Origin of the sequence: Elioraea tepidiphila DSM 17972 (assembly GCF_000378465.1) — a bacterium.
In the GTDB taxonomy this organism is placed as follows: Bacteria; Pseudomonadota; Alphaproteobacteria; order Acetobacterales; family Acetobacteraceae; genus Elioraea; species Elioraea tepidiphila.
Genome location: NZ_KB899919.1, coordinates 109,745 through 135,861, shown reverse-complemented (window position 1 = coordinate 135,861; position 26,117 = coordinate 109,745). Strand labels below are relative to the sequence as shown.

The window sequence follows — 26,117 nt, the reverse complement described above, 5'->3', positions numbered from 1 at the left end:
CTGCCCATGCCCCTGCTCGAAGTCCGCGGCCTCACCCGCAGCTTCTACGGCGTTCATGCGCTGACCGGCCTCGACCTCGACGTCGAAGCCGGCACCATCACCGGCCTCATCGGGCCCAACGGCGCCGGCAAGACCACGGCCTTCAACGTCATCACCGGCCTCGTCCCACCCGACTCCGGCACCGTCCAATTCGACGGCACCGACATCACCGGGCTGCGCCCCGACCGCGTCACCCAACGCGGCCTCGTCCGCACCTTCCAGATCGCCCGCGGCTTCCCGCGCCTCTCCGTGCTCGAGAACCTGATGCTCTACGGCGCACACCAGCCCGGCGAATCCCTCCCCCTCGCCATCCTCCCCTCGCGCGCCGCACGCACCCGCGAGTCCGAGCTGCTCGACCGCGCCATCGAAACCGCGCGCCGCCTGAATCTGCTGCGCGTGGCGAACAATCCGGCCGCCGAACTCTCGGGCGGGCAGAAGAAGCTGCTCGAGATCGGTCGCGCGCTCATGACCGATCCCAAGCTCATCCTGCTCGACGAACCGATCGCAGGGGTGAACCCCACCCTCGCCGCGGAGATCGGCGACCACCTGATGCGGCTCCGCGACGAAGGCCTCACCTTCCTCATCATCGAACACCACATGGACGCGATCGCCCGGCTCTGCTCGCCCGTCATCGTCATGGCCGAAGGCCGCAAGCTCGCGGAAGGCGAGTTTGAAACGATCGCCGCGGACCATTCGGTGCAAGAAGCCTATATGGGCCGCCGCTTCGCCTCCGCATGACCGCGCCCCTGCTCTCCGCGCGCGGCGTGGTGGCGGGCTATGCCGCCGCCGACATGATCCTCAAGGGCGTGGATCTCGACGTCCACCCGGGCGAGGTCGTCGCGATCATCGGCCCGAACGGCGCGGGCAAATCCACGCTGCTGAAGGCGATCGCCGGCATCCTGGTCCCCTCCGCCGGATCGATCACGCTCGACGGGGCCGCGATCGCCGGCCACCCCCCGCGCGAGATCGCCGCGCGGGGGATCGCCTTCGTGCCGCAGGAACAGAACGTCTTCCCCACCATGTCGGTGCGCGAGAACCTGGAGATGGGCGGCTTCATCCAGCCGAAGGAGACACCCCGCCGCATCGAGGCGATCTTCGCGCGTTTCCCCATCCTCGCCGAGAAGCGCCGCCAGGCCGCGCGCACCCTCTCCGGCGGACAGCGCCAGATGCTCGCCATGGCGATGGCGCTGATGGTGGAACCGCGCGTGCTGCTGCTCGACGAACCCTCCGCCGGGCTCTCCCCTGTCGCGGCCGAGGCGCTGTTCGACACCATCCGCGGCATCAATGCCGAAGGCACCGCGATTGCCATGGTCGAGCAGAACGCGCTGGAAGCGCTGTCGATCGCCCGCCGCGGCGTCATCCTCGTGGACGGCCGCAATGCCCGCACCGGCGAGGCCGCCGCCCTGGCGTCCGACCCCGAGGTGCGACGAATCTTCCTCGGCGGGTGATTCCGCGTCATCATCAGTCGGCAGTCCCCAGGGAGACCACCCATGCTCGTCCGTCTGAACCGCCGCGCGCTGCTGGCCGGGACGGCCGCCGCGCTTGCCGCACCCGCCATCCTCCGCGCCCAGGCCGAGCCGATCCGCTTCGGCGCGCTCAACCCGCTCACCGGCGCGGGCGGGCCCTACGGCCCCTCCATGCGCAAGGCGATCGAGGGCGTGATCGAGGCGGTGAACAACGCGGGCGGGATCAACGGCCGCCGCGTGCAACTGTTCGGCGAGGACACCCAGACCAACCCCGACGCCGCCGTGCGCGCCGCGCGCAAGCTGATCGACGTCGATCGCGTCATCGCCATCATGGGCACCTGGGCCTCCGCGGTCACCACCGCCGTCGCGCCCCTGTGCTGGGAAAGCCGGACCATGCTGTTCACCGTCTCGGGCGCCGACAGCATCACCCAACTGCCGCATCGCGGCTTCATCATCCGCACCCAGCCCAACTCGACCCTGCAGATCACCAAGCTCGCCGAGTTCCTCGGCGAGCGCGGGGCGAGGAACATCTTCATCCTCGCCGCCCAGACGCCGTTCGCCGAGCCGAACCGCGTCATCCTCGAACGCGAGATGCCGAAATACGGCGGCAAGGTCGCGGGCCAGGTGATCTACGACCGCGACAAGACCGTGTTCCGCTCCGAGGTGGACCAGGCGCTGCGCGCACGGCCCGACTACATCTTCCTCAACGGCTACCTGCCCGACGTGACCATCCTGCTGCGCGAGCTGTTCCGCGCCGGCTGGACCGGCGGCAAGGTCGCGCCCGCCTATGCCGTGAACCAGCGCCTGCTCGACTCGCTGCCCGCCGAGGTCACCAACGGCACCGTCACCTGGGCGCCAAGCCCGGATGTCGAGAGCCCGGCCTTCAAGCGGCTGCAGACGCTGCTCGGCACCGACGATCCCGATCCGTATTCCTGCCAGACCAACGACCACGCCTCGCTCGCCTGCCTCGCCGCCGCGATCGCGCCGGCGATCACCGGCGAGGGGCTGCGCGTCTCCGTGCGCACGGTCAGCCAGGGCGGCGGCGAGCGCGTCACCGACGTGGTCGAGGGGCTCCGGCTGCTGAAGGATGGCAGGAAGATCGACTACGCCGGCTCCTCCGGCGCCTGCGACTTCACCGACACCGGCGACATCCTGACCTGTCCGTTCCGCTACGAGGTCGCGGAAGGCGGGAAGCTGCGCACGCTGCGCATCGCCTGAGCGCGTGCTGTCCCATGTGATCGAGGAGCTGCCCCAGCTCCTCGTCAACGGGCTTGTCGCCGGCACCATCCTCGCGCTGCCGGCGATCGGCTTCACCGCTATCTACGCGGTGCTGCGCTTCCCGAACTTCTCGATCGCCTCGCATGCCACCATGGGCGCCTATGCGGGCTATGTCGCGAATGTCTGGTTCGGCCTGCCGGTGATCCCGAGCCTGCTGCTCGCCTTCATCATCCCCGCCCTCTCCGGCGTCGCGTGCGACGAGGTGGTGATGAAGCCGCTGCGCCGCACCGGTCCGCTCACCGCCGCGATCGCCGCCGTCGCGCTGACCATCGCGCTCGAGAACGTCATCCGCTTCTTCTTCGGCAACGATCTGCGCGGCTACGACCTGCCGGTCTGGCGCGACTGGCGCATCGATCTCGGCTTCGCCTTCCTGCGCGTGGGGCCGCAGCAGGTCGAGAATGCCGCGATCAGCATTGCGGTGATGGCGGCGGTGTTCCTGTTCCTCGCCTTCACCCGCACCGGCAAGATGATGCGCGCGGTCGCCGACAATCCGATGCTCGCCGGCATCAAGGGGATCAACGCCGATACGGTGGCGCGGCTCGGTTCGTTCATGGGCATGGGGCTGGTGGGCGTGGGCGGGATGCTGCTCGGCCTCGACACCTCGATCGATCCGCTGACCGGCTTCCGCGCCGTGCTGTCGGTGTTCGCCGCCGCCGTGGTGGGCGGGCTCGGCTCGATCCCGGGCGCGGTCGTCGGCGCGGCGGTGGTCGGCGTCGGCGAGGAACTGTCGATCCTCATCCTCGACGCCTCCTACCGCACCGCGGTCGGCTTCATCGCCATCCTGGTCGTGCTGATCTTCCGGCCCAGAGGCATCCTCGGGGAGCGCGCCTACTGATGGAGAACTATCTCGTCGCGATGGCCGTGTTCGCCGGGCTCTACGGGCTGATGGCGCTCGGGCTGAACGTGATCTGGGGCATGGCCGGGATGATCAATCTCGGCCTGGTCGGCTTCATGGCGGTCGGCGCCTACACCTCGGCCCTGCTGACCGTGCGCCACGCCACTTGGCCGATGCCGCTCGGCATCCTCGCCGCCGTGATCGTCACCGCCACCGCCGGCGCGCTGGTCGCGCGGCTGACCGCGAAGATGAAGGGCGACTACCTCGCGATCGTCACGCTCGGCTTCTCCGAGGTCGTGCGCATCATCGCCTCGAACGAGATCCGCTTCACCAACGGCACCGACGGCATCTCGGCGATCCCCGGCCCCTGGCGCGGTCAGGTCGCGCCCGCCACCTTCAACCTGATCTTCCTCGGCATCACCGCGCTCGCCGTGCTGGTCGTCTATCTGATCTGCCAGCGCATCCGCCACTCGCCCTATGGCCGCGTGCTGCGCGCGATCCGCGACGACGACCAGGTGACCGCGGTCGCGGGCAAGCCCGTGCTGCGCTTCAAGACCGAGGCCTTCGCGGTAGGGGCGGCCATCACCGGCTTCGCAGGCGCCCTCTACGGCCACTACAACGCCTATATCGCGCCCGAGGGCTTCGTGCCGCTGATCACCATCTACATCGTCCTCGCACTCACCGCCGGTGGCACCGGCACGAACGCGGGCGCGGTGATCGGCGCAGCCCTGGTCGTCGCGTTCATGGAGGGCACGCGCTTCGTGGTCGCCGAGATTCCCGGCCTCGCCGCGGTGCAGGTCGCCGCGGTGCGCGAGTTCCTGATCGCCACGCTGCTGATCGTGCTGCTGCGCTTCCGTCCGCAGGGCCTGTTCCCCGAACGCCACATCCGCCACAGACTGCCAGGCGCGTCATGACCGACCGACCCGATCCGCTGCCGCACCTGCTCGCCGTCGCCCACGCGCTGCGCCGCGAGGGCCAGCCGCGCGCCACCTTCGCCGCCCTGCAGGCCGCGATGGGCGAGGCGATCGGCCACATCCTGTTCACCGTGCTGCTGCACCATCACGACACCGGCGAGAGCGAGCGCTTCTGGACCAGCCACCCGACGCAGTATCCCGTCGGCGGCCGCAAGCCGCTCAACCCCACGCCCTGGACGCAGCAGGTCCTGCGCGACCAGCGCGCCTATATCGGCCGCACGGCGGAGGACATCCGCGCGGTGTTCTTCGACCACGAACTGATCGCCTCGCTCGGCTGCGACTCGGTCCTGAACGTGCCGGTGGTGTGGAACGGCCGCACGCTCGGTACGCTCAACCTGCTGCACCGCGCGCACTGGTACCGCGAGGCCGACGTGAAGGTGGCCGAGGCATTCGCTGCGCTCGCCGTGCCGGCCTACCTGCTGCTGCTCAGGCGCTGAGCCGCCGGGCCCGCCACGAGCGGATGGCGCGCGTGGAAGCGTCGCTTCACCTCCTCCACGACCGCGAGATACGCGACCGTGATCGCCGCGAGCGCCGCCAGCAGTGCGGCTGACGGCGGAACGAAGCCGAACCACGCACCGAGGGGCGTGAACGGAAGCCCGACCGCGACCGCCACCACCGCCAGCGCGCCGGCCGCGAGGAGCGGATGTGGCAGGCTTCGCCAGGCCGGGCGCACCGTGCGGATGGCGAAGATCACCAGCACCTGCGTCGCCATCGATTCGATGAACCAACCGGTGCGGAACAGCGCCGCGTCGGCGCCGAACACGATCAGCAGCAGGCCGAAGGTCAGCATATCGAAGGCCGAACTGACGGGGCCCAGCACCAGCATGAAATCGCGCACGAAGCGCATGTCCCACCGGCACGGCGCGGCGACCGTCTCCTCGTCCACCTGATCAAGCGGGATCGCGATCTCCGAGACGTCGTAGAGCAGGTTGTTCAGCAGGATCTGCACCGGCAGCATCGGCAGGAACGGCAGGAACAGCACGGCCGCCGCCATCGACACCATGTTCCCGAAGTTCGAGCTGGTGCCCATCATCACGTATTTCATGATGTTGGCGAAGGTGCGCCGCCCCTCGCGCACGCCCTCGGCCAGCACGCCAAGATCGTTGCGTGTCATCACCATCACCGCCGCCTCGCGCGCGACATCGACCGCGCTGTCCACCGACAGCCCGACATCCGCCGCGTGCAGCGACGGCGCGTCGTTGATGCCGTCGCCGAGATAGCCGGTGACACGTCCGGAGCGCCGCAGCGCGCGGATCACGCGCGCCTTCTGCGGCGGCGTCATGCGGCAGAACAGCGTCGTCGTCTCCAGCCGCGCCGCCAGCGCCTCGTCGGTGAGCTGGGCGAGCTCGTCGCCGGTCATCACGCCGGTCACCGCAAGGCCGAGCTCGCCGCAGACATGCGCGGTGACGCGCTCGTTATCGCCGGTGACGATCTTCACGGCCACGCCGAGCCGGGCGAGTTCGGCGAGCGCCGGCCGCGCGCTCTCCTTCGGCGGATCGAGGAAGACGGCGAAGCCGCCGAACACCAGGTCGGACTCGTCGTCCACCACGGCGTGGTCGTGCTCCGGGCCGACCTCGCGCCAGGCGATGCCGAGCACCCGGAACCCCTCGCTGCCGAGGCGTTCGAACACGTCGGACGCCATCGCACGCGCGTCATCGTCGAACGGGCGGGGCGCCGCGTCCGTCTCAGCCTGCACGCGCGAGGCGAGGCGCATCACGTCCTCCGGCGCGCCCTTCACCACCAGCAGCCGCGTGCCGTCGCGCTCGACCAGCACCGAGACGCGGCGCCGCTCGAAGTCGAATGGCACCTCGTCGATCTTCCGCCACGCGGTGGTGTCGATGCGCGCAGCCTCCACGATCGCCGCGTCGAGCGGGCTGCGGATGCCGGTCTCGAACGCGGCGTTCAGGCAGGCGAGGTCGAGCACGCGCCGGCTCTCCGCACCGGTCGGATCGAGCTCGCGGATCAGCCGGATCCGCGCCTCGGTCAGCGTGCCGGTCTTGTCGCAGCACAGCACCTCCATCGCGCCAAGGTCGTGCACGGCGGAGAGGCGCTTCACGATCACCTCCTTGCGCGCCATGCGCATCGCCCCGTGCGCCAGCGTGACGGAGACGATCATCGGCAGCAGCTCGGGCGTCAGCCCGACCGCAAGCGCCAACGAGAACAGGAAGGAGTCGATCAGCGGGCGCTCCAGCAGCAGATTGGCTAGCAGCGCGAACAGCACCAGCAGCACGGTCAGCCGCACGATCAGCATGCCGAAGCCATGGATTCCGGCGGCGAAGGCGGTCGGCGGGGCGGGGCGGTGGAGGGCGCCGGCGATGCGGCCGAGCTCGGTCGCGCGCCCGGTGGCGACGATCACCGCGCGCGCCGTGCCGCTGATCACCGAGCTGCCCATGAAGGCCGCGTTGACGAGGCCCGTGGCGTCGCGCGCCTCCTCCGGCGTCAGCGTGCGCACGGTCTTCTCGGCCGGAAAAGCCTCGCCCGTCAGCAGCGCCTCGTTGACGAAGAGGTCGCGCGCCTCGATCAAACGGCAATCGGCCGGTACGAGATCCCCGGCCGCGAGCAGGATCACGTCGCCCGGCACGATTGCGGCCGCCGGGATCTCGGCCGCGCTGCCATCGCGCAGCACGGTGCTGCGCAGGGCAACGCGCGCGCGCAGACCCTCCACCTTCGCCTCGGCGCGGCGCTCCTGCACCAGGTCGAGGGCAAGCGAGAGCAGCACGATCACGGTGATGATGACGAAGCTCGCCGGGTCCTGCACCACCGCGGAGACGCCGGCGGCGAACAGCAGCACCAGCACCAGCGGATTGGCGAGGCGGCGGAGGATGTCGAGCGCGAGCCGGCGCCGGCCATCGGGCTCGATGCGGTTGGCGCCGTGGGCGGCGAGGCGGCGCGCCGCCTCCTCGCTGGAAAGTCCGGCCGACGTGGTGCCGAGGCGCGTCAGCACCTGATCGATCGGCGCCGTCCAGAGCCCGTGCGGGGCGTCGTCATCCTCGGACACGGGCTCCATCCGCGTCGGTTGGCGATCCGGCGCGGACTATAGCGCGGCGGGCGGGGGCCTTCGCGACCCCGGCGCGATTTGCCATGCTCCGCGCCGCACCACCGAAAGGGACCGACCGATGGCCAACTTCCTGAGCCGCGCCGTGTTCGACTACCGGCGCGGCCTGATGACCGCCCTGATGGACCGCGAGCGCTGGGACGCGATCGCCTTCACCACGCCGGACTTCTTCCAGTTCGGCACCAACTTCCACACCGATGTGCAGACCTGGGAGCGGCCGATCCTGCTGGTGGTACCGCGCGACGGCGCACCCTTCGCGGTGATGCATGAGCTCTCGACCAACCACATCCGCTTCGCGCGCGAGGCGCAGCGGATGTGGGTGGACGACATCACGATGTATGCCGAGCACCCGCGTGTCGGTGCGCGGCTGGCGCTCTATCCGCAGTGGCCAGCCCTGGTCGCCGAGACGCTGAAGGCCAAGGGGCTCGGCCGCGCGCGCATCGGCGCGGATGCCGGGGGCGGGCCGCTCGCGCGCGCGGTCGCGCTGCTGCCCGAGGCGAAGCTGATCCCCGCGACCGCGGAGATGCGCACGCTCCGCTTCGTCAAGTGCGACGAGGAGATCGCGGTGATGCGCGAGGCCGCGGCCCTCTCCGACTGGGTGCAGGACCGCTACCGCGAGCACATCCGCCCCGGCCGCCTCGTGCAGGAGCTCGACATGAGCATGGCGGCGCTGATGGCCGAGGAGGCGGCGCGCCGCTTCCCGGGCCAGAACGTGGAACTGCGCTGCTGGACGCTCTCCGGCCCCGCCTCCTGCGCCCCGCACGGCGATGGCCAGCCGACCGGCGCGCGCATCGAGACGGGCCACGGCCTGGTCAACATCGTCATTCCGCGCGTGAACGGGCTCGTGATCGAGAACGAGCGCACGTGGTTCTGCGGCAAGCCGTCCGACATCCAGGTCAAGGCGTTCGAGGCGGCGAACGCGGCGAACCAGGCGGCGATCGAGGCGCTGGTCGAGGGCAATCCCGTCTCGGCCTTCGACGCCGCGGCGCAGGGGGTGATCGAGCGGGCGGGCTTCGGCGCCAACATCCTGCACCGTACCGGTCATGGCATGGGGACGCTCGGCCACGAGTTCCCCGACGACACCGCCTTCCTGCACCGGCCCCTGATGGCGAACGAGGTCTATTCCTGCGAGCCGGGGATCTATCTCTGGGGGGTGGGCGGCTTCCGCCAGGACGACACGGTGGTGGTCGGCAAGACGCCGGAGGTGCTGACCAAGGCGCCGAAGGACCTGAAAAACCAGACCGTAGGCTGATCCGGCCGGCCGGTTCGGACCTGACATAGATCAACGACAGGAGGGGGATCGAGGCATAATTTATTTTCTTCGAAGGTAAAAACACCATCGGAGGAAGCACCATGCCGGGGTCTGCCCTCTCCCATCCGAGGCGCCGCGATCTGCTCCGCGTCGCGGCCGCCGCCGGGGTCGTCGCGCCGCTGGCCGGCGCCCCCCGCGCCCAGGCGCTCCGCACGCGGGCGCGCATCGTCATCGCCGGCGCCGGTGCGGCCGGGCTGACCATGGCGTCCAAGCTGTCGCGGATGCTGGACGGCGCGCGCATCACGCTGATCGGCGCGCGCGCGGCGCACTGGTACCAGCCCGGCTTCACCATGGTCGCCTCCGGCGTCTGGCCGGTCGGCAAGGTGGTGAGCGAGACAGCCACGTATGTGGCCCCGGGCGTGACCTGGGTGCGCGCCGATGTCGCGGCCTTCGAGCCCGAGGCCAAGCGCGTGGTCGCGACCGATGGCTCGTCGCACGACTACGACGCGCTGGTGGTCGCGACCGGCTGCACCCTCGAATGGAGCCGTATCGAGGGCATGGATCCCGCGCTGATCGGCCGCGACGGCATCGCCTCGGTCTATGCCGGGCCGGAGGGCGCGGAGGCGACCTGGCGCGTGCTGCGACGCTTCATGGAGACGGGCGGGGTGGCGGTGCACGGCCGTCCTCCGACCGAGATGAAATGCGCGGGCGCGCCGCTGAAGGGCGCGATGCTGTGGGATGCCCGCGCGCGCGAGGCGGGGACGCGCGGCCGTGCCGAGATCCATTACTTCACGCCGTTCCGCAACCTGTTCGCGGTCGCGCCGGTGCACGCCAAGGTGCTGGAGCTGTTCAGCGCGCGCGACATCGCCTTCGCCTACGAGCACACGCTGACCGCGATCGATCCGGGCACGAAGACCGCGACCTTCCGCACGCCCGACGGGCCCAAGGCGGTGCGCTACGACTACCTCCACGTGGTGCCCCCGATGGCCGCACCCAAGGCCGTGCGCGAGAGTGCGCTCGCCTGGCAGTCGGGCCCGTTCGCCGAGGACGGCTGGGTCGAGGTGAACCGCGACACCCTGCAGCACCCGCGCTTCCCGGAGGTGTTCGCGGTCGGCGATGTCGCCGGCGTGCCGCGCGGCAAGACGGCGGCGAGCGTCAAGACGCAGGCGCCTGTCGCGGCGGCGAACCTGGTCGCGTTCCTCGCCGGCAGCGGCATGGATGCGACCTATAACGGCTACACCTCCTGCCCGCTCATCACCCAGCCGGGCCGCGCCATGCTGGTGGAGTTCGACTACGAGGGCAGGTTGACCCCGACCTTCCCCTTCATCGATCCGCTGACCGAGCACTGGGTGCCCTGGGTGATGAAGGACAAGCTGCTCGGCCCGATCTACCGGGCCATGCTGCACGGCCAGATCTGAGGGAGGCGACCATGGAACTCTTCGCACCGCGCGCGCTCGCCGCCATCACTGGCGAGATGTTCGGCGCACTCCTGTGGGTGGCCGCGATGGTTGCGCTGGTCGACCTCGCCCTTGTCCTGCTGGCGCTGCGCCGCGGTGCGCAGTGGGGCGCGGCGGCGCGGATCGCCGCCGGCTTCGGCGCTCTGGTGGCACTCGGCGTGCTGGTCGCGCTGCCGGGCTTCACCAACGCGGGCTTCCGCGATCTCGCGGGCGCGCTCGACTGGTTGACCTGGGCCGCGGTCGGCCTCGGCGCCGGCGTTGCCGCGGCGCTTGGGGTGCTGCCGCTGCTGGCGCTCGCGCTTGGCCGGCGCTCCGGCGCAGCCGCGCCGGCGCTTCAGCGGGGGGCCGCCTCCAGCTTGCGGTGATGCATCCGGCGTGACAGCACGGTGGTGCCGACGATCGTCAGCAGCAGCGTGCTGGTCATCAGGATGAACGCGAGGGCTGCGCCGAACGGCCAGTTGGTGGTGCGCGTGAACTGGTCGTACAGCGCCGGCGCCATCATCTTGAACTGCGGCCCGCCGAGCAGCACCGGGGTCGCGTAGGCGTTCATGCACAGGATGAACACCAGCGTGCCGCCGGCGATCACGCCCGGCAGCGACAGCGGCAACAGCACGCGACGGAAGGTCGTCATCGGTCCGGCGCCGAGATTCGCCGCCGCCTCCTCCACCTCGCGCCCGATCCCCTCGATCACGCTCTGCAAGGTCAGGATCATGTAGGGCAGCACCACCGCGATGATGCCGACATAGACCGCGAACGGCGTGTACATCAGCCGCACCGGCCGGCTGATCAGCCCGATGCTCAGCATCAGATGGTTGACGATCCCCTCATTGCCGAGCACGGCCATCCAGCCGGCCGCGCGCACGACATTGCCGACCATCAGCGGGAACACCACCGCGATCACGAGCGCGCTCTTCCAGCGGCTCTCGGTGCGCGCCATCAGATAGGCCAGGGGATAGGCGAACAGCAGCGACACCAGCGTGCACACGGCGGCCACCTGCACGGTCGTCGCCAGCACGCCGATGAAATAGGCATCGGTGAAGAAACGCGCGTAGTTCTCGAGCGTGAACGCGTCGACCATGAACTCGCGCGGGCTGTAGCGGTTGAAGCTGTAGCGGAACAGCACCAGCAGGGGTGCGGCCAGGAAGGCGACGACGAGCAGGCTCGCCGGCACGAGCAGGAACGGGCCGAGGCTGAACCCCTCGGCCCGCTGCCCGCCCGGCCGGGCCCCGATCGCCGTCGCCGTTGCCATCTCAGCCCTTGAACTCGCGCGTCCACCAGTCGAGCAGGCGCGCGTTGTTGTCGGCGACGTACTGGTAGTCGATCTTGACGAAGTTCGCCTGCTCCTCGGGCGTGAAGCTGATCTCCTTCGCCAGCGCCTCGGGCAGCGGCGCGTTCGTCACCGTCGGCACATAGCCCATGCGCTCGGCGAAGCCGCCCTGGGCCGAGGGTTCCAGCATCGCCTGCATCCACTTCCAGCCATTCGCCTTGTTGGGCGCGTTGCGCGGCACGGCCTTGTCGAACACGATCGGTGTGGCACCCTCCTTGGGCACCGCGTGCGTGATCGGGATGCCGGCCTTCTTCCACATGAAGCCGCGCGCGAGCCACATGATCGTGGCCCACACCTCGCCGCTGTTCAGCGCCGCCGCAAGCGCCTCGTTCGAGGGATAGACCTTCGCCTCCAGCCGCTTCAGCTCGAGCAGCTTCGGCTTGGCCGGCTCGAAATTGCTCGGGCTGCCGCCATTGATCAGCGCCGCGCTCTCAATGAACTGCATGTACAGCCCGTCGGCGAGCCCGACGCGCCCGCGCAGCTTCGGATCCCACAGGTCGTTGTAGGAGGTCGGCTTGTCCATCCGGTCCGGGTTGTAGAGGATCACCTTGCCCGAATAGATATGCGGCAGCGCGTAGGGCTTCCGCAGCGCCTCGATCACGTTGTTCATGTTCGGCACGAGATCGGGCGTGGGCGGATCGAACAGGTTCTGCTGCGCCATCTCGAACATGTCGATGTCCGACAGGCAGGCGACGTCATAGGTACCGCGGCGCGTCATCCGCTCGGCCAGCAGCTTGGTCTTGCGCGGCGGCGCCACCGAGACGTCATACAGCACCTCGATCCCCTGCGGCTTCATCAGCGGATCGGCGATGTTCGCGGTCAGCAGGTCCTGGTAGTCGCCGCCCCAGGTGCCCACCACCACGCGCCCGCCGCTCTGCGCGCGCACGATCGCGGGTGCGGCGAGCAGTCCGGCCGAGGCGCCGAGCAGCGCGCGGCGGCCGATCGTCGGTCGTGTCATCACAAGCCTCCTTCGTCGGGTGTGGCGCCCGGTCCGGGCGCGAGCAGCCGGCAGCTCTCCGCCGGCCAGGTGAGAGTCACGGCATCGCCGGCCGCGACCTGCTTCAGCGGGTCGCCCGGACGCGGTGTCGGCACCGAGGCGGTGATCGTCTCGCCGCCGTCGAGCGTGACGCGGTACTCGGTCGCCGCGCCGAGATAGGTGACGAGGGCCACGCGCCCGACCACGCCGCCATCGGACGCGCCCGGCGCGACCACGATCCGCTCCGGCCGCAGGGCGAGTGCGGCCTCGCCCGGAGCCATCCCGTCGGCGGGCACGGCCAGCGCGAGCCCGCCCTTGGAGATGAACCGCCCGCGCTCGGCGAGCCGCCCGCGCAGCACGTTCGAGCGGCCGATGAAGCCGGCGACGAACAGGTTCGCCGGCGACTCGTAGAGCTCCTCCGGCGTGCCGACCTGCTGCACCACGCCGTGATCCATCACCACCAGCCGGTCGGCGAGCGTCAGCGCCTCCTCCTGGTCGTGGGTGACGAACACGGTGGTCAGTCCGAGCCGCTTCTGCAGCTCGCGGATCTCGACGCGCACCTCGAGCCGGAGCTTGGCGTCGAGGTTCGAGAGCGGTTCGTCGAGCAGGAACACGCCGGGGTTCACCACGAGCGCACGGGCCAGCGCCACGCGCTGCTGCTGCCCGCCCGAGAGCTGGCGCGGCAGGCGCTCGGCGAGATGGCCGAGGCGGACCAGATCGAGCGCCTGCCTGACGCGCGTCTCCGCCTCGGCGCGCGGCACCTTGCGCATCTCCAGCCCGAAGGCGACGTTCTGCGCCACCGTCATGTGCGGAAACAGGGCGTAGGACTGGAACACCATCCCGGTGTCGCGCCGATACGGTGGCTCCCAGGTCACGTCGCGGCCGCCGATCGTGATGCGCCCTGCGGTCGGTTCGATGAAGCCCGCGATCATGCGCAAGGTGGTGGTCTTGCCGCAGCCGGAGGGGCCGAGCAGGGCGACGAGCTCGCCCTCCTCGACGCGCAGCGAGACGTCATCGACGGCGACGAAGCTGCCGTATTCCTTGCGCAGGCGATCCAGGATCAGTTCGCTCATCGGCCTAGACGATCCGCGAGAGCTTCACGAAGCGGTCGGTGATCAGCATCAGCGCGCCGATCAGGACGATCTGCACCGACGCGACCGCGGCGATGGTCGGGTCGATGCGGAATTCGAGGTAGTTCAGCATCGCGACCGGCAGGGTGGTGCGGCCGGGCCCGACCAGCAGCAGCGTCAGTTCCAGGTTCTCGAAGGACTGGATGAAGCTGAACAGGGATGCCGCGACCAGGCCGGGGCGCATCATCGGCAGGGTGATGCGGCGGAACGTGGTCCAGGGCCCGGCGCCGAGGTTCATCGCCGCCTCCTCGACCGCGCGGTCGAGCCCGACCAGCGAGGCCGAGACGAGCCGCACGGTCCACGGGATCGTCAGCAGGATGTGGCCGAGCACCAGCCCATGCAGCGTGCCGCGGAAATCCACGTCGAGCAGGTTCTCGACCATGATGTAGTAGACGTAGAGCGAGGTGCCGGCGACGATTCCGGGCACCACGAGCGGGCCCAGCAGCAGGTTGTTGAACGCCTCGCGGCCGGGAAAGCGGAACCGTACGATCGCATAAGCGCCGGCCGCGCCCGAGGTCACGCCGATCACCATGGCGATGAACGCGACCTGCAGGCTGAGGCCGAAGCCGTGGCGGAACTCGCTGCGCGCGAAGGCATTCTCGTACCAGCGGAGCGTGTAGCCCTCGGGCGGGAAGGACACGATCTGCTGCTGGAACAGGCTGATCCAGAGCACGAAGATCACCGGGATGAAGATGAAGAAGAACACGAGCCCGGCGAGCCCGCGCAGCGCCCAGCGCCCGGCGCGGCGCTTCAGCCGTGCAAGTCCCGCCGCCGGCGCTGCCGCGGCCCCGTTCCTCGCCGCCTCCAGCGCGCGCGTGGTCACACCGATCTCCCGTGCCTCTCCGGCGGCGATCCTAGGAACCGTCCCGCGCTGCGGCAAGCAGGCTCAATGCAGCCGGTTGCGCCGGATCGCCCCGGCCAGCATCACCAGCGGAATGCGCTCGCCCTGGCCGGTGAGCACGCCGATGTCGCGGAGCGGGTCGCCGTCCACCACGATCAGGTCGGCGACCGCGCCGCGGGCCACCGTGCCGAGCTCGCCCGCGCGGTTGAGCAGGGCGGCGTTGCCGCTGGTCGCCTGGGCCAGGATCTCGGCGGCCGTCAGCACCTCGCGGCGGATCACGAACTCGTCGGACTGGCGGCGGTGCATCTCGGCCAGCAGGTCGGTGCCGAAGCCCATGCGCACCCCCGCCGCCTTCAGGATTTCGAGGCTGCGCAGCCCGGCCGCGCGCACCACCTTCAGCTTCTCCTGGCTCTCCTTCGGCAGGCCCAGGGCCGGGCCGTCCTTGTCCAGCGCGTCGTAGGTGACGAGGGTCGGCACGGCGAAGGCGCCCCTCTCCGCCATCAGCCTGGCGGTCGGCTCGTCGATCAGGTTGGCATGCTCGATCGAGCGCACGCCGAGGCTGACCGCGCGGGTGATCGCCTCGGGCGTGTAGGCGTGGGCCACAACATAGGTGCGCCAGGCCCTGGTCTCCCACACGGCGGTGGCGATCTCCTCGTCGCTGTACTGCAAGGTCCAGATCGGATCGGACGGCGAGGCCACACCGCCCGAGGCCATGATCTTGATCGCGTGCGCGCCGCGTTTCAGCTCCGCCCGGATGGCGCGGCGCACCTCGTCCACGCCATCGGCGATCACGCCGATCGAGAGGGCGGGCGCGCAGCAGCCGCAGAACTGTTCGAGCCAGGCATTCGGGCGGGAATCGCCATGCCCGCCGGTGGGCGAGAGCGCGCGGCCGCAGTACAGGAGGCGCGGCCCGTCGATCAGCCCGGACTCGCAGGCGACCGCGAGGCCGAAATCCGCGCCGCCCACGTCGCGGATGGTGGTGAAGCCCCGGCTGAGCGAGGCTTCCAGGAAGCGGCGCGCGTGCAGCGCCATCAGGCTGCGCGGCATCAGGTCGAGCCGGCCGATATTCGCGTCCGCCGCGTAGGCATGGTAGTGCGCGTCGATCAGCCCGGGCATGAGCGTCCGTCCGCCCAGGTCGACCACGTGCGCGCCATCATGGCGGATCGGCCGGTCGGACACCTCGGCGATCGCCCCGCCCTCCACCAGCACCTCCGCCCCCTCGATCAGATGCGGCGTCGTCCCGTCGAACAGGCGCAGGTTGCGGAACAGCGTCGATGGCATGGCGGCACCCCTCATGGTCGGGCGATGGTCCGCGCGCCGGCCGCGCCGGTCAACGGGTGGACGATCGGCGGGGGCTGGGGCAGGGTGCGCGCCGCCACGCACAGGGGGAGAACGATGACGGTCGGTGTCGGCGGATCGGATGCGGCGACGGAGCTCGCCGGGATCGTGAACGAGCGCGACGCGGTGCCGCCGATCGCGGTGGAGGAGCACGAGCGCCGTATCGCCGCCGCGCGCGCGCTGATGGAGGAGCGCGGGCTGGAGGCGCTCTGGCTCGACGGCTCGACCAACCTCGCCTACTTCACCGGCGTCTCGCACGGCCAGTCCGAGCGCATGGTCGGCGCGATCCTGCCCAAGTGCGGCGAGATCACCTGGATCTGCCCGGAGTTCGAGGCCGAGCGCATCCGCACGATGCTCAAGATCCCCGGCCCCGTACGCGGCTGGGAGGAGGACGAGAGCCCCTACACGCTGTTCGTCGAGGCGCTGAGGGACCTCCAGATCGGCTCGGGCACGATCGGCATTGATGACCATGCCCGCTTCTTCATCGCCGACGAGATCAGGGCCGCTGGCGGCGAGGACTACCGCTTCGTTCGCTCGGCCGCGATCGCCTCCTATCTGCGGAGCCGCAAGACCGAGCACGAGCTTGCGCTGATACGCCAGGCCATGCGCATGACGGTGAAGATCCACATCGCCGCGGCGCGCATCCTGCGCGAGGGCATTCCGACGACCGAGGTGCAGTCCTTCATCGACGCCGCCCACCGCAAGGCCGGGTTCGACGGCGGCTGCCCGTTCAACATCGTGCTGTTCGGCGAGGCCTCGGCCTATCCGCATGGCGTGCCCTATGCGCAGACGCTCAAGCCGGGCGAGGTCGTGCTGATCGACTGCGGGGCGGCGCTGCACGGCTATCGCAGCGACATCACGCGCGCTTACGTGTTCGGCGAACCGACCGACCGGCAGCGCTTCCTGTGGAACACGGTGAAGGCGAGCCAGGCGGCCGGCTTCGCGGCGGCCCGGCCAGGGGTCGCGTGCGGCGCGCTCGACGATGCGGCGCGCGCGGTGATCGTCGCGGCCGGGTTCGGCCCCGGCTACAAGGTGCCGGGCCTGCCGCACCGGGTCGGCCACGGTGTCGGCATGGACGGGCATGAGGAGCCCTATTTCGTCAAGGGCAACGACCTGCCGCTCGATGTCGGCATGTGCGGCTCGATCGAGCCCACGCTTGCGGTCTATGGCGAGTGCGGCATCCGGCTGGAGGATCACATCCACGTCACGGAGACCGGGGCCGCGTGGTTCACCACGCCGTGCAAATCCGTGGACGATCCGTTCGATCTGGATCGCTGAGGGAGGAAGCCCATGCTGCCACCGAAGGACCGGCTCACGGTCTGCTTCGCCCATGTCGCCTACCGGTTCGGCGAACGCTTCCCCCTGCGCAAGACCGGCATCCGCTTCTACGAGGTGCGCACGCGCGAGGAGATGGAGGCGCGGATCGGTGAGGCCGACGTGGTGGTGGTGTCGGGGATGTGGAGGAACGACCTCGCGCCGAAAGCGAAGAAGCTGCGCTTCATCCAGTCGATCAGCGCGGGCGTGGACCAGTACGACAAGCAGGAGCTGGCCGCGCACAACATTCGCCTCGCGAGCGCGCAGGGCGCGAACGCCAATGCGGTGTCCGAGCACGGCATGGCGCTGATCCTGGCGATCGCGCGCCGCATCCCCGAGGCGGTGCACAACCAGGAGAAGCGGTTCTGGCGCGGCATGATCGGCGACTTGACCCGGCGCGAGGACGAGCTCGGCGGCAAGACGCTGCTGGTGGTGGGGATCGGACGGATCGGCGGGCGGCTCGCGCGGCTGGCCCGCGCGTTCGACATGCGCGTGATCGGCGTGCGGCGCGATCCGTCGGCCGGCGCGCAGGGCGCGGACGAGATCCACGGCTTCGACGCGCTGCCGACCTTGTGGGGCAAGGCCGACATCGTGGCGCTCACCTGTCCGCTGACGCCGGAGACCACCGGGCTGGTGAACGCCCACGCGCTGAGTGCGATGAAGCCCGGCGCGCAGCTGGTGAACCTCGCGCGCGGCAAGGTTGTCGACGAGACCGCGCTGATCGAGGCGATGCGCACGGGGCACCTTTCGGCCGCGGCGCTCGACGTGACGGTGGAGGAGCCGCTGCCGGCGGAGAGCCCGCTCTGGACGCTGCCGAACGTGCTGATTACGCCCCATACGGGCGGCGAGACGCGGCGCTACGAGGATGCGGTGATCGACCTGCTGCTGGAGAATCTCGACCGGCTCTGGCGCGGCGAGGCGACGTTGCGCAACCAGGTGGTCTGACGCTCAGACGACGTTGCGCTCCAGCACCAGACGTCCCTCCGCCAACCGCCCGAGCGCGAGCGGAGCGAGGTCCAGCGCCAGGTAGCGTCCGTGCAGCGCGAGTTCCGCGAGCCCGCGCCCGATCGCCGGCGCCTGCTGGATGCCGTGGCCCGAGAACCCGCACGCCGCGAACAGCCCGGCCACGCCCGGCACCGGTCCGACCAGGGCGTTGTGATCGGCGGTGTTGAGATCGTAGTGCCCTGCCCAGGAACGCTCCACGCGCAGGTGTTCCAGCGCCGGAATTCGCGCGGCCAGCACCGGCCAGACGCGCTCCTCGAAGAAGTCGGGCGTGACGTCGAAATCGTCCTCCGCCACATCGGGATCCGCCTCCTCCGGCGGCGCGGTGCCGCAGATGAAGCCCTCGCCCTCGGGGCGGATGTAGACTCCTGTCGGGTCGATCAGCAGCGGGCAGCCGGGCAGCGACGCCGGGGTCCGGATGTAGAAGATCAGCCGCTTGCGCCGCCGCACCGGCAGATCGACGAAGGGCCGCAGCAGCTCGGGCGTAGCCGTGCCGGCGGTCACGATCACCGTGCCGGCGTCGATCGCGGTGCCGTCGGCGAGCCGCACGCCGGTCGCGCTGCCGGCCGAAGCCTCGATCGCCGCGACCTCCGCCGTGCGCCACGTCACCCCGGCCGCGCGCGAGGCACGACGCATCGCCTGCATCACGCCGAATCCGTCGAACCACCCCTCGCCGGTGCGTCCCCAGGTGCCGGCGGCGATGCCGTCGCGCGCGAGCCAGGGGAACTGCGCGGCGAGCGCCGGCGGGTCGAGCCACACGACATCCGCCCCCTCGTTGGTCTGCACCGCGTGGTTCGCCGCGAGCGTCGCCCGCCCCGCGTCGGTCGCGAGGAACAGATATCCGCCCTCGCGGAACGAGGCGTCGATGCCGAGCCGCGCCGGCGCGTCGCGCAGCAAGGCCACGCCGTAGCCCGAGACACGCACATTGATCGCGGTCGAGAACTGGCGCCGGATCGAGCTCGCCGAGAGCGCGGTCGCGGCGCGCGCATAGGACGGGTCCTTCTCGATCACCAGCACGCGCCCGGCGAAACCGAGATCACAGGCGAGATGCCAGGCGGTCGAGGCGCCCATGGCGGCCCCGCCCACGATCACCACGTCGAAGCGTTCGCTCATGGCACTACTCTGCCGCGCGGGTGGACGACGCGGAAGCCACCGCGCATCCTCGGCCCATGCGCGTGATCGACGGACCCGAACTCGAACGCCTCACCCCGTACCCGGCCCTGATCGCGGCGCTGCGCGCGCGCCTTGCGGAGAAGCTCGCGTCGCCGCAGCGGCTGATCCTCGACCCGACCGGGCAGGGTGACGCGCTGCTGCTGATGCCCGCCTGGCGCGAGCGGGGGCTGATGGTGGTGAAGCTCGTCACCGTCTATCCGCGCAACGCCGAGGCCGGACGCCCGGCGCTGGACGCGAGCGTCACCGTGTTCGACCAGCGGGACGGGCGGCTGCGCGCGATCCTCGATGGTGTCGTGCTGACGGTACGGCGCACGGCGGCCGCCTCGGGGCTCGGCGCGGCGCTGCTCGCGCGGCCGGATTGCAGGACGCTGCTGGTGATCGGCACCGGCGCGCTCGCTCCCGCACTCGCGCGCGCGCATCTCGCCGCGCAGCCGAACCTCGCACGCGTGCTGGTCTGGGGCCGCACGCCCGCCAAGGCCGAGGCGCTCGCCGCCGGGCTGCGTGCCGACGGCGTCACGGCGTCCGCCGCGCCCGATCTCGACGCGGCGATCGCCGAAGCCGACACCGTCGTCGCCGCCACCACCGCCAGACAACCGATCATCCGCGCCGATGCGGTGCGCCCCGGAACGCATCTCTCGCTGGTCGGCGCCTTCACCCCGGCGATGGCCGAGGCCGAGCCCGCGCTGATGCCGCGCGCGCGTCTCTTCGCCGACGATCGCGCCTCCATCCTGCTGAAGGGCGGCGAGGTCGCGCAGGCGATCGCGGGCGGCCTCATCACCGAATCCTCGATCGAGGCCGACCTTGCGGAGCTGGTCCGCAGCGGCCCGCCGGCGCGCGGCCGCGACGACATCACCGTGTTCAAGTCCGTCGGCTTCGCCGCCCTCGACCTGATCGCCGCCGAGCTCGCACTCCAGGAGGACGCATGACGGAAACGAACCGCCGCATCGTGCTGAAGCGCCGCCCGGTCGGCATGCCGACGCCGGACGACTTCGCGTTCGAGGACGTGCCGGTGCCGGAACCGGGCGAGGGCGAGGTGGTGCTGAAGCACCTCTACCTCTCGCTCGACCCGTATCAGCGCGGCCGGCTCTCGGATGCGAAGTCCTATGCCGCGCCGGTGCCGATCGGGGGCGTGGTGGAGTGCCGCACGGTCGGACGCGTGCTCGCCTCGCGCGACGCCCGCTTCGCGCCGGGCGACATCGTGCTCGGCGGGTTCGGCTGGCAGACGCATTCGGTGATGCCGGGCAAGCAGCTCCTCAAGCTCGATCCCGCCGAGGCGCCGGTCTCGACCGCGCTCGGCGTGCTCGGCATGCCGGGGCTCACCGCGCATGTCGGGATGAGCGATATCGGCCAGCCGAAAGCGGGCGAAACCGTGGTGATCTCGGCGGCGTCCGGCGCGGTCGGCGCGGTCGCGGGGCAGATCGCCAAGCTCGCCGGCTGCCGCGTCGTCGGGGTCGCGGGCGGGGCCGACAAGTGCCGCTTCGTCGCCGGGACGCTGGGCTTCGATGCCTGCATCGACCACCGCGCCGACCATCTCGGCACGGCGCTCGACCGCGCATGCCCGAACGGCATCGACGTGTACTGGGAGAATGTCGGCGGCGCGCTGCAAGCGGCGGTGTTCCCGCGTCTGCGGGATTTCGGCCGCATGGTGATGTGCGGCATGATCGCGCAGTACAACGACGCCGATCCCCCGGCCGGCCCCAATCTCGGCCCGGTGGTGCGAAAGCGCCTGCGCATCCAGGGCTTCATCGTCTCCGACCAGTGGCAGCGGCTCGGCGAGTGGCGGGCACTCGCCGTCCCGATGCTGCGCGACGGCCGGCTCAAGTACCGCGAGGATGTGGTCGAGGGGCTGGAGGCGACACCGGCGGCCTTCATCGGCCTGCTCCAGGGCAAGAACTTCGGCAAGCTGCTGGTCCGCCTGCCCGACTGAGGCCGCGCGCTTGCCCTGCCGCGCCCGTCGCCCTACCTCTACCAACCAGGGCCGGCAATCAGCGCACGGCCGAAGGGAGGACCTGATGAGCATCACGATCGGACGCCGTGGCCTGGTGGCCGGCGCAGCCCTCGCGCCATTCGCCCTGCCTGTGGCCGCGCAGGGCCGCGGCGAGGAGATCTCGGTCACCCATTGGGGCGTGCTGATGTATGGCGCGCCCTATGCGGTGGCGATCGAGAAGGGCTTCTTCCGCGAGGCGGGCGTCAACATCACCGGCATCCTGACCAGCAAGGGCGGCGGCACCACGGTGCGCAACGTGCTCGCCGGCGGCCTGCCCTATGGCGAGGTGTCGCTCGCCGCCGCGGTCGCCGCCGCGCGCGAGGGGCTGGAGATCAAGATCGTCAATGCCGGCGCGGCCACGGTCGCCGACATCCTCTGGGTCACCACGCCGGACAGCCCGATCCGCACGATCAAGGATCTCGAAGGCCACAAGATCGCCTATACCAGCCCGAAATCGGTCACCGAGATGCTGGTGATCATGTCGCTGACCGCCTCGGGCGTGGACCTGAGCAAGGTCGAGCGCGTCAGCACCGGCGGCATCGGCGCGGGTCTCACCGCGCTGCGTCAGGGCGGCGTGCAGGCTGCGCCGATCATGGACCCGATCTGGGCGCGCGATCATGCGCGCTGGCGCCCGCTGTTCTTCGTCAAGGACGTGCTGCCGCCGATGACCCAGACCGTCGGCATCACGACCACGCAGTTCATCCGCGAGCAGCCCCAGAAGCTCCGCGCGATCATCGCCGGCCGCCGCAAGGGTGTCGATTTCCTCTACGCCAACCCGGACGAGGGCGGAAAGATCTTCGCCGAGGCCTACGAACTCCCGCGCGAGCTCGGCGTGCGCGCAGTGAAGAACATGGTCGATGTCGGCTACTGGAGCCGCGGCAACATCGACACCAAGGCGCTCGACAACATGGTCGAGGGCCTGCGCATCATCGGCGAGGTGGACGGTCCGATCGACTGGGCGCCGCTGGTTGATCGCAGCTTCCTGCCGCCTGACCTCCAGGCGACGGGTTGAGGCTCGCGACCATGGCCGGCCCGGGTACCCGGGCCGGCGCCGCGCATGCCGTGCTGCGCGGGGTGACCCGCATCTTTCCGCCTGCCGATCGAGGCCAGGCGCCCGTCCACGCTCTCGGGCCGCTCGACCTCGATCTGGCGCGCGGCGAATTCTTCGCCGTGGTCGGCCCATCGGGCTGCGGCAAATCGACGCTGCTCGAGATCCTCGCCGGACTGTCCGCGCCGACCGAGGGCTCGGTGATGTTCGAGGACAGCGCCGTGCGCGGCAGCCCGCCCGACGGCGTCGGCGTGGTGTTCCAGGAGGACGCGTCGTTCCCGTGGCTGTCGGTCTGGGACAACGTGGCGTTCGGGCTGCGCCGCGCTGGCATCGACAGCGCCGAGACCGCGCGCCGCGTCGATCACGCGCTCGGCTTCATGGGCCTCACCGGGTTCGCGCGCGCCTATCCGGCGCAGCTCTCGGGCGGGATGCGCCAGCGCGTCTGCATCGCGCGCACGCTCGTGCTGCAGCCCCGCCTCATCCTGCTCGACGAGCCGTTCGGCGCGCTCGACCAGCAGACGCGGCTGCTGATGGGCGACGAGCTGTTGCGGCTCTGGCGCGACACCGGCGCGACCGTACTGCTGATCACCCACGCGCTCGACGAGGCGGCCATGCTGTCGGACCGGATCGGCGTGATGAGCGCGCGGCCGGGCCGCTTCATCGACATGGTCGCGACCGGCTGGCCACGCGATCGCGACTCCACCATCGTCTCCGACGCCGCGTTCGGCGAGGTCACGGCCCGGCTCTGGTCGTCCCTGCGCGGCGAGAGCCTGAAGGCGCTCGGGGCCGCGCCATGACGCGCGCGGGCTGGATCCGGACCGCGATCGTGCTCGGCGCGATCGCGGCCCTGGAACTCGTCACGCAGGCCGGGTTGGTCAGCCGGCACACCATCATTCCGCCAACCGCGATGGCGGCGGCCCTCTGGGGGCTGATCGCCTCGGGCGAGATCGTCCCCGACATCACCAAGACGGTGTCGAACGTCGCCGCCGCCTTCGTGCTCTCGGTCGCCGGCGGCTTCGTGCTCGGTCTGCTGATCCACGCCGCACCGCGGCTCAGGCGCGCGCTCGACCCGCTGCTCGCCACCTACTACGCGGTGCCGTTCTTCGTCTTCTACCCGCTGCTGATCGTGATCTTCGGCATGTCGGACCTGCCGATCATCGTGATCGGCTTCCTGTTCGGCGTGGTCGCGATGATCATCGCCACGCTGAACGGGCTCGACCGCGTGCCGCGCGTCGCGCTGAAGGTGGCACGGCTCTCCCGCATGGACCCGGTGTCGATCGCGCTGATCATCAAGTTTCCCGCCGCGACACCCTATCTGTTCACGGGCATCAAGCTCGCCGTCGCCTACTCGTTCATCGGCGTGATCGCGTCCGAGTTCATCCTTTCCGGTGCGGGGCTCGGCTTCGCGATCTCCTATGCCTACAACAACTTCGACACGCCGAAGATGTATGCGCTCATGCTGTTCATCCTGGTCAGCGTCACCGCGGTGAACATGGTGCTGCACACGATCGAGCAGCGCATGCTGCGCCGCCGCGGCCTCGCGCGATGACGGAGCGCGCGCCGGCCTGGAAGCGGTACGGCGACAGCCTCGCCCTGCTCGCGGGGCTGGTGCTGCTGTGGTGGCTGCTCTCGCGCTGGGCCGGCGAGGAGGCGCTGACCGGCCCGGCCGAGACGCTCGCCCGCGCCCAGGAACTGCTCCAGAGCCGGCGCTTCCACGGCCACGTCACCGAGAGCCTGACCGCGCTCGGCTATGCGCTGCTGCTGGCCGCGCTTGGCGGCCTGGGCCTCGGCACCTGGCTCGGCGTGCGCCGGCTCGCGGGCCAGGTGGCCGAGCCGATCCTGGTGGCGCTCTATGCCCTGCCGAAGATCACGCTCTATCCGGTGATCCTGCTGATCTTCGGGCTGGGGCTTCCCGCCAAGGTCGCGTTCGGCGCGATCCACGGGATCATTCCCGTCACCATCTTCACGCTCAACGCCGTGCGCACGATCCGCCCCGTCTATCTGAAGGTCGCGCGCACGCTGCGGCTCACCCCGTGGCAGGCCTTCCGCACGGTCTGGCTGCCGGCGGCGCTCCCCGAGATCGTGTCCGGCCAGCGTGTGGGCTTCGCGCTCACGCTGCTCGGCGTGCTGATCGGCGAGATGTTCGCCTCGCAGCGCGGCGTCGGTTTCGTGCTGATCAACGCGATCGGCTTGAACGACGTGCCGACCATCATGGCGGCCGCCTTCCTGCTCGCGGTGTTCGCTGCCACGGTCAGCGCGATCCTGCTGAAGATCGACCGCGCCCTGCACCGCCGCACCATCCGTGCCTGAGGGGGGGGTTCCCGGCTGGCCCGGCGCGGCATAAATACGCCATGGCTCATCTGGGAGAGGCCCAAGACATGACAAAGACCGCCCCCGGCATCCGCCGCCGCAGCCTGCTTGCCGCCAGCGCCGCCCTGCCGCTCGCCGCGCCCCATGTGCGCGCGCAACCGGCGGCTGTGAAGATCGGCATCATCCAGCCCGTCACCGGCGCGCTCGCCCAGGACGGCGAGCACGGACGGCTCGGCGCCGAGATCGCCATCAACGAGATCAACCGGACGGGCGGCATCAAGGCGCTCGGCGGCGCACAGATCCAGATGGTGTTCGGCGACGCCCGCTCGACGCCCGAGGGCGGCGTGGCCGAGGTCGAGCGCATGCAGGGCGAAGGGGTGGCGGCGATCGTCGGCCGCTTCGCCTCGCCCATCTGCCTCGCCACCACCCAGGCGGCATCGCGCTACGACATCCCCTACATCGTCGATGTCGGCGTGTCCGACCAGATCGTCACGCGCGGGCTCAAGAACACCTTCCGTTTCGCGCCGGGCTTCGGCACGGTGACGCGCACCGCGCTGGACAACCTGGTCGCGATCAACGAGGCCGCCGGCAAGCCCGCGCAGACCGCCGTGATCGTGCACGAGGACGGGCTGTTCGGCTCCGGCATGGCGCGGCTGCTCAACACCCAGCTGCCCGAGCGCGGCTTCCGCGTGCTCGAGACGATCGCGCATCCCACGCCCTCGCGCGACATGTCGAACGTGGCGCTCCGCATCCGCGCCCTCCAGCCCGACCTGATCATCCCCTCGTCCTACTACGGCGAGTTCGTCCTCCTCGCGCGCACCATGCAGCAGCAGCGCATCCGTCCGAAGGTCGGCATCTACGCGGTGCTGAACGGTGCGGCCTCGAACTTCCGCTTCGTGCGCGAGTTCCCGGACGCCGCCAACCACATCATGGACTGCAACCACTGGGCCGATCCACGCAAGCCAAAGACCGCCGAGGTGCGTGCTGCCGCCGAGGCTACGGGCCGGTTCTGGCTCTACAACATTCCGCTGAACTACTCCTGCGTCCGGCTGCTCGCCGACGCGATCGAGCGCGCGGGCTCGACCGACCGCGTGAAGATCATCGAGGCGCTCGCTGCCTCGACCTTCGCCGACCACATCATGCCCTATGGCCCGACCAAGTTCGAGAACGGCCAGAACATGGGGGCGCGGCCGGTGAACACGCAGGTGCAGGGCGGCGACATCAAGCTGATCTTCCCGCGCGAGTTTGCCGACGCCCAGCCGGTGTTCCCGGCGGCCTGACGGTGCGCAACGGGCGGGGCAGACGCCCCGCCCGC

Annotated in this window: 25 protein-coding genes; 18 read left to right on the top strand and 7 right to left on the bottom strand. The window is 70.5% G+C overall.

The genetic code is table 11. From position 1 onward, the window contains the following. Positions 1-6 precede the first annotated feature (6 nt). The 6 genes from F563_RS0109760 to F563_RS0109735 are packed head-to-tail and all read left to right on the top strand — an operon-like array spanning position 7 to position 5,029. Positions 7-777, top strand: a complete 771-nt coding sequence (locus F563_RS0109760) for an ABC transporter ATP-binding protein (RefSeq protein WP_019014486.1) — start codon at positions 7-9, stop codon at positions 775-777. Continuing rightward, the gene (locus F563_RS0109755; protein ID WP_019014485.1) at positions 774-1,487 is read left to right on the top strand and encodes an ABC transporter ATP-binding protein; all 714 of its coding nucleotides are present in this window, start codon (positions 774-776) and stop codon (positions 1,485-1,487) included. Before F563_RS0109760 ends, F563_RS0109755 begins: the two co-directional genes overlap by 4 nt. A gap of 42 nt (positions 1,488-1,529) precedes the next feature. Continuing rightward, the gene (locus F563_RS0109750; protein WP_019014484.1) at positions 1,530-2,723 is read left to right on the top strand and encodes an ABC transporter substrate-binding protein; all 1,194 of its coding nucleotides are present in this window, start codon (positions 1,530-1,532) and stop codon (positions 2,721-2,723) included. A gap of 4 nt (positions 2,724-2,727) precedes the next feature. Next, positions 2,728-3,618 (top strand): branched-chain amino acid ABC transporter permease, encoded by an 891-nt coding sequence (locus tag F563_RS0109745; protein ID WP_019014483.1) that lies wholly within the window; start codon positions 2,728-2,730, stop codon positions 3,616-3,618. Further along, entirely contained in the window at positions 3,618-4,532 is a 915-nt protein-coding gene (locus F563_RS0109740) for a branched-chain amino acid ABC transporter permease (RefSeq protein ID WP_019014482.1), read from the top strand. Before F563_RS0109745 ends, F563_RS0109740 begins: the two co-directional genes overlap by 1 nt. Next, positions 4,529-5,029, top strand: coding sequence for a GAF domain-containing protein (locus F563_RS0109735; protein ID WP_019014481.1), 501 nt, complete (start codon positions 4,529-4,531; stop codon positions 5,027-5,029). Before F563_RS0109740 ends, F563_RS0109735 begins: the two co-directional genes overlap by 4 nt. On the opposite strand, the gene mgtA is transcribed toward F563_RS0109735, so the two are convergent. Continuing rightward, positions 5,005-7,599: a magnesium-translocating P-type ATPase gene (mgtA, locus tag F563_RS0109730; protein WP_019014480.1), complete on the bottom strand. Its 2,595-nt coding sequence runs from the start codon at positions 7,597-7,599 to the stop codon at positions 5,005-5,007. The genes F563_RS0109735 and mgtA overlap by 25 nt on opposite strands. A 109-nt stretch (positions 7,600-7,708) precedes the next feature. Between mgtA and F563_RS0109725 the strand changes: the two genes are divergently transcribed. From F563_RS0109725 to F563_RS0109715, 3 genes are all read left to right on the top strand, one after another. Continuing rightward, the gene (locus tag F563_RS0109725) at positions 7,709-8,899 is read left to right on the top strand and encodes a M24 family metallopeptidase (RefSeq protein ID WP_019014479.1); all 1,191 of its coding nucleotides are present in this window, start codon (positions 7,709-7,711) and stop codon (positions 8,897-8,899) included. 101 nt (positions 8,900-9,000) lie between these two features. Continuing rightward, a complete protein-coding gene (locus tag F563_RS0109720; RefSeq protein ID WP_019014478.1) occupies positions 9,001-10,317 on the top strand; it encodes an NAD(P)/FAD-dependent oxidoreductase in 1,317 nt (438 codons plus the stop codon). 11 nt (positions 10,318-10,328) lie between these two features. Next, positions 10,329-10,721: a DUF5368 family protein gene (locus tag F563_RS0109715; protein ID WP_019014477.1), complete on the top strand. Its 393-nt coding sequence runs from the start codon at positions 10,329-10,331 to the stop codon at positions 10,719-10,721. Here F563_RS0109715 and F563_RS0109710 read toward each other — a convergent pair. From F563_RS0109710 to F563_RS0109690, 5 genes are all read right to left on the bottom strand, one after another. Beyond that, positions 10,691-11,605, bottom strand: coding sequence for an ABC transporter permease (locus F563_RS0109710; protein ID WP_019014476.1), 915 nt, complete (start codon positions 11,603-11,605; stop codon positions 10,691-10,693). The genes F563_RS0109715 and F563_RS0109710 overlap by 31 nt on opposite strands. Before the next feature lies 1 nt (position 11,606). After that, positions 11,607-12,641 carry an ABC transporter substrate-binding protein gene (locus tag F563_RS0109705; RefSeq protein WP_019014475.1) on the bottom strand — a complete coding sequence of 345 codons (1,035 nt, stop codon included), beginning with the start codon at positions 12,639-12,641 and terminating at the stop codon, positions 11,607-11,609. Beyond that, the gene (locus tag F563_RS0109700) at positions 12,641-13,732 is read right to left on the bottom strand and encodes an ABC transporter ATP-binding protein (protein WP_019014474.1); all 1,092 of its coding nucleotides are present in this window, start codon (positions 13,730-13,732) and stop codon (positions 12,641-12,643) included. The genes F563_RS0109705 and F563_RS0109700 overlap by 1 nt, the downstream gene beginning before the upstream one ends. A 4-nt stretch (positions 13,733-13,736) precedes the next feature. Then, on the bottom strand, positions 13,737-14,612 hold the full coding sequence (locus F563_RS0109695) for an ABC transporter permease (RefSeq protein ID WP_019014473.1): 876 nt from the start codon (positions 14,610-14,612) through the stop codon (positions 13,737-13,739). Between the two features lie 63 nt (positions 14,613-14,675). Further along, positions 14,676-15,911, bottom strand: coding sequence for a metal-dependent hydrolase family protein (locus F563_RS0109690; RefSeq protein WP_019014472.1), 1,236 nt, complete (start codon positions 15,909-15,911; stop codon positions 14,676-14,678). 114 nt (positions 15,912-16,025) lie between these two features. On the opposite strand from F563_RS0109690, the gene F563_RS0109685 reads away from it, so the two are divergent. Further along, the gene (locus F563_RS0109685) at positions 16,026-17,246 is read left to right on the top strand and encodes a M24 family metallopeptidase (protein ID WP_019014471.1); all 1,221 of its coding nucleotides are present in this window, start codon (positions 16,026-16,028) and stop codon (positions 17,244-17,246) included. 12 nt (positions 17,247-17,258) lie between these two features. Further along, entirely contained in the window at positions 17,259-18,227 is a 969-nt protein-coding gene (locus F563_RS0109680) for a D-2-hydroxyacid dehydrogenase (RefSeq protein WP_019014470.1), read from the top strand. Between the two features lie 3 nt (positions 18,228-18,230). Here the strand turns inward: F563_RS0109680 and F563_RS0109675 are convergent, their stop codons facing one another. After that, a complete protein-coding gene (locus tag F563_RS0109675) occupies positions 18,231-19,397 on the bottom strand; it encodes an NAD(P)/FAD-dependent oxidoreductase (RefSeq protein ID WP_019014469.1) in 1,167 nt (388 codons plus the stop codon). 56 nt (positions 19,398-19,453) lie between these two features. On the opposite strand from F563_RS0109675, the gene F563_RS0109670 reads away from it, so the two are divergent. The 7 genes from F563_RS0109670 to F563_RS0109640 all read left to right on the top strand — a co-directional run bounded on the left by F563_RS0109670 (position 19,454) and on the right by F563_RS0109640 (position 26,082). Beyond that, positions 19,454-20,383: an ornithine cyclodeaminase family protein gene (locus F563_RS0109670; RefSeq protein ID WP_019014468.1), complete on the top strand. Its 930-nt coding sequence runs from the start codon at positions 19,454-19,456 to the stop codon at positions 20,381-20,383. Beyond that, positions 20,380-21,384, top strand: coding sequence for an NADP-dependent oxidoreductase (locus F563_RS0109665; protein WP_019014467.1), 1,005 nt, complete (start codon positions 20,380-20,382; stop codon positions 21,382-21,384). Before F563_RS0109670 ends, F563_RS0109665 begins: the two co-directional genes overlap by 4 nt. An 85-nt stretch (positions 21,385-21,469) precedes the next feature. Then, positions 21,470-22,456 (top strand): ABC transporter substrate-binding protein, encoded by a 987-nt coding sequence (locus F563_RS0109660; protein ID WP_019014466.1) that lies wholly within the window; start codon positions 21,470-21,472, stop codon positions 22,454-22,456. Between the two features lie 11 nt (positions 22,457-22,467). Further along, on the top strand, positions 22,468-23,289 hold the full coding sequence (locus F563_RS0109655; protein ID WP_019014465.1) for an ABC transporter ATP-binding protein: 822 nt from the start codon (positions 22,468-22,470) through the stop codon (positions 23,287-23,289). Next, entirely contained in the window at positions 23,286-24,041 is a 756-nt protein-coding gene (locus F563_RS0109650) for an ABC transporter permease (protein ID WP_019014464.1), read from the top strand. The genes F563_RS0109655 and F563_RS0109650 overlap by 4 nt, the downstream gene beginning before the upstream one ends. Beyond that, entirely contained in the window at positions 24,038-24,802 is a 765-nt protein-coding gene (locus F563_RS0109645; RefSeq protein WP_019014463.1) for an ABC transporter permease, read from the top strand. Before F563_RS0109650 ends, F563_RS0109645 begins: the two co-directional genes overlap by 4 nt. Positions 24,803-24,870: 68 nt before the next feature. Continuing rightward, positions 24,871-26,082, top strand: coding sequence for an ABC transporter substrate-binding protein (locus F563_RS0109640; protein WP_019014462.1), 1,212 nt, complete (start codon positions 24,871-24,873; stop codon positions 26,080-26,082). The last annotated feature ends 35 nt before the right edge of the window (positions 26,083-26,117 follow it).

Bases quoted from the DNA above. Each gene is read 5' to 3' on its own strand.
- F563_RS0109760 (WP_019014486.1), top strand. From the start codon at position 7: ATGCCCCTGCTCGAAGTCCGCGGCCTCACCCGCAGCTTCTACGGCGTT.
- F563_RS0109755 (WP_019014485.1), top strand. From the start codon at position 774: ATGACCGCGCCCCTGCTCTCCGCGCGCGGCGTGGTGGCGGGCTATGCC.
- F563_RS0109750 (WP_019014484.1), top strand. From the start codon at position 1,530: ATGCTCGTCCGTCTGAACCGCCGCGCGCTGCTGGCCGGGACGGCCGCC.
- F563_RS0109740 (WP_019014482.1), top strand. From the start codon at position 3,618: ATGGAGAACTATCTCGTCGCGATGGCCGTGTTCGCCGGGCTCTACGGG.
- F563_RS0109735 (WP_019014481.1), top strand. From the start codon at position 4,529: ATGACCGACCGACCCGATCCGCTGCCGCACCTGCTCGCCGTCGCCCAC.
- mgtA (WP_019014480.1), bottom strand. From the start codon at position 7,599: ATGGAGCCCGTGTCCGAGGATGACGACGCCCCGCACGGGCTCTGGACG.
- F563_RS0109725 (WP_019014479.1), top strand. From the start codon at position 7,709: ATGGCCAACTTCCTGAGCCGCGCCGTGTTCGACTACCGGCGCGGCCTG.
- F563_RS0109720 (WP_019014478.1), top strand. From the start codon at position 9,001: ATGCCGGGGTCTGCCCTCTCCCATCCGAGGCGCCGCGATCTGCTCCGC.
- F563_RS0109715 (WP_019014477.1), top strand. From the start codon at position 10,329: ATGGAACTCTTCGCACCGCGCGCGCTCGCCGCCATCACTGGCGAGATG.
- F563_RS0109710 (WP_019014476.1), bottom strand. From the start codon at position 11,605: ATGGCAACGGCGACGGCGATCGGGGCCCGGCCGGGCGGGCAGCGGGCC.
- F563_RS0109705 (WP_019014475.1), bottom strand. From the start codon at position 12,641: ATGACACGACCGACGATCGGCCGCCGCGCGCTGCTCGGCGCCTCGGCC.
- F563_RS0109700 (WP_019014474.1), bottom strand. From the start codon at position 13,732: ATGAGCGAACTGATCCTGGATCGCCTGCGCAAGGAATACGGCAGCTTC.
- F563_RS0109690 (WP_019014472.1), bottom strand. From the start codon at position 15,911: ATGCCATCGACGCTGTTCCGCAACCTGCGCCTGTTCGACGGGACGACG.
- F563_RS0109685 (WP_019014471.1), top strand. From the start codon at position 16,026: ATGACGGTCGGTGTCGGCGGATCGGATGCGGCGACGGAGCTCGCCGGG.
- F563_RS0109680 (WP_019014470.1), top strand. From the start codon at position 17,259: ATGCTGCCACCGAAGGACCGGCTCACGGTCTGCTTCGCCCATGTCGCC.
- F563_RS0109675 (WP_019014469.1), bottom strand. From the start codon at position 19,397: ATGAGCGAACGCTTCGACGTGGTGATCGTGGGCGGGGCCGCCATGGGC.
- F563_RS0109670 (WP_019014468.1), top strand. From the start codon at position 19,454: ATGCGCGTGATCGACGGACCCGAACTCGAACGCCTCACCCCGTACCCG.
- F563_RS0109665 (WP_019014467.1), top strand. From the start codon at position 20,380: ATGACGGAAACGAACCGCCGCATCGTGCTGAAGCGCCGCCCGGTCGGC.
- F563_RS0109660 (WP_019014466.1), top strand. From the start codon at position 21,470: ATGAGCATCACGATCGGACGCCGTGGCCTGGTGGCCGGCGCAGCCCTC.
- F563_RS0109655 (WP_019014465.1), top strand. From the start codon at position 22,468: ATGGCCGGCCCGGGTACCCGGGCCGGCGCCGCGCATGCCGTGCTGCGC.
- F563_RS0109650 (WP_019014464.1), top strand. From the start codon at position 23,286: ATGACGCGCGCGGGCTGGATCCGGACCGCGATCGTGCTCGGCGCGATC.
- F563_RS0109645 (WP_019014463.1), top strand. From the start codon at position 24,038: ATGACGGAGCGCGCGCCGGCCTGGAAGCGGTACGGCGACAGCCTCGCC.
- F563_RS0109640 (WP_019014462.1), top strand. From the start codon at position 24,871: ATGACAAAGACCGCCCCCGGCATCCGCCGCCGCAGCCTGCTTGCCGCC.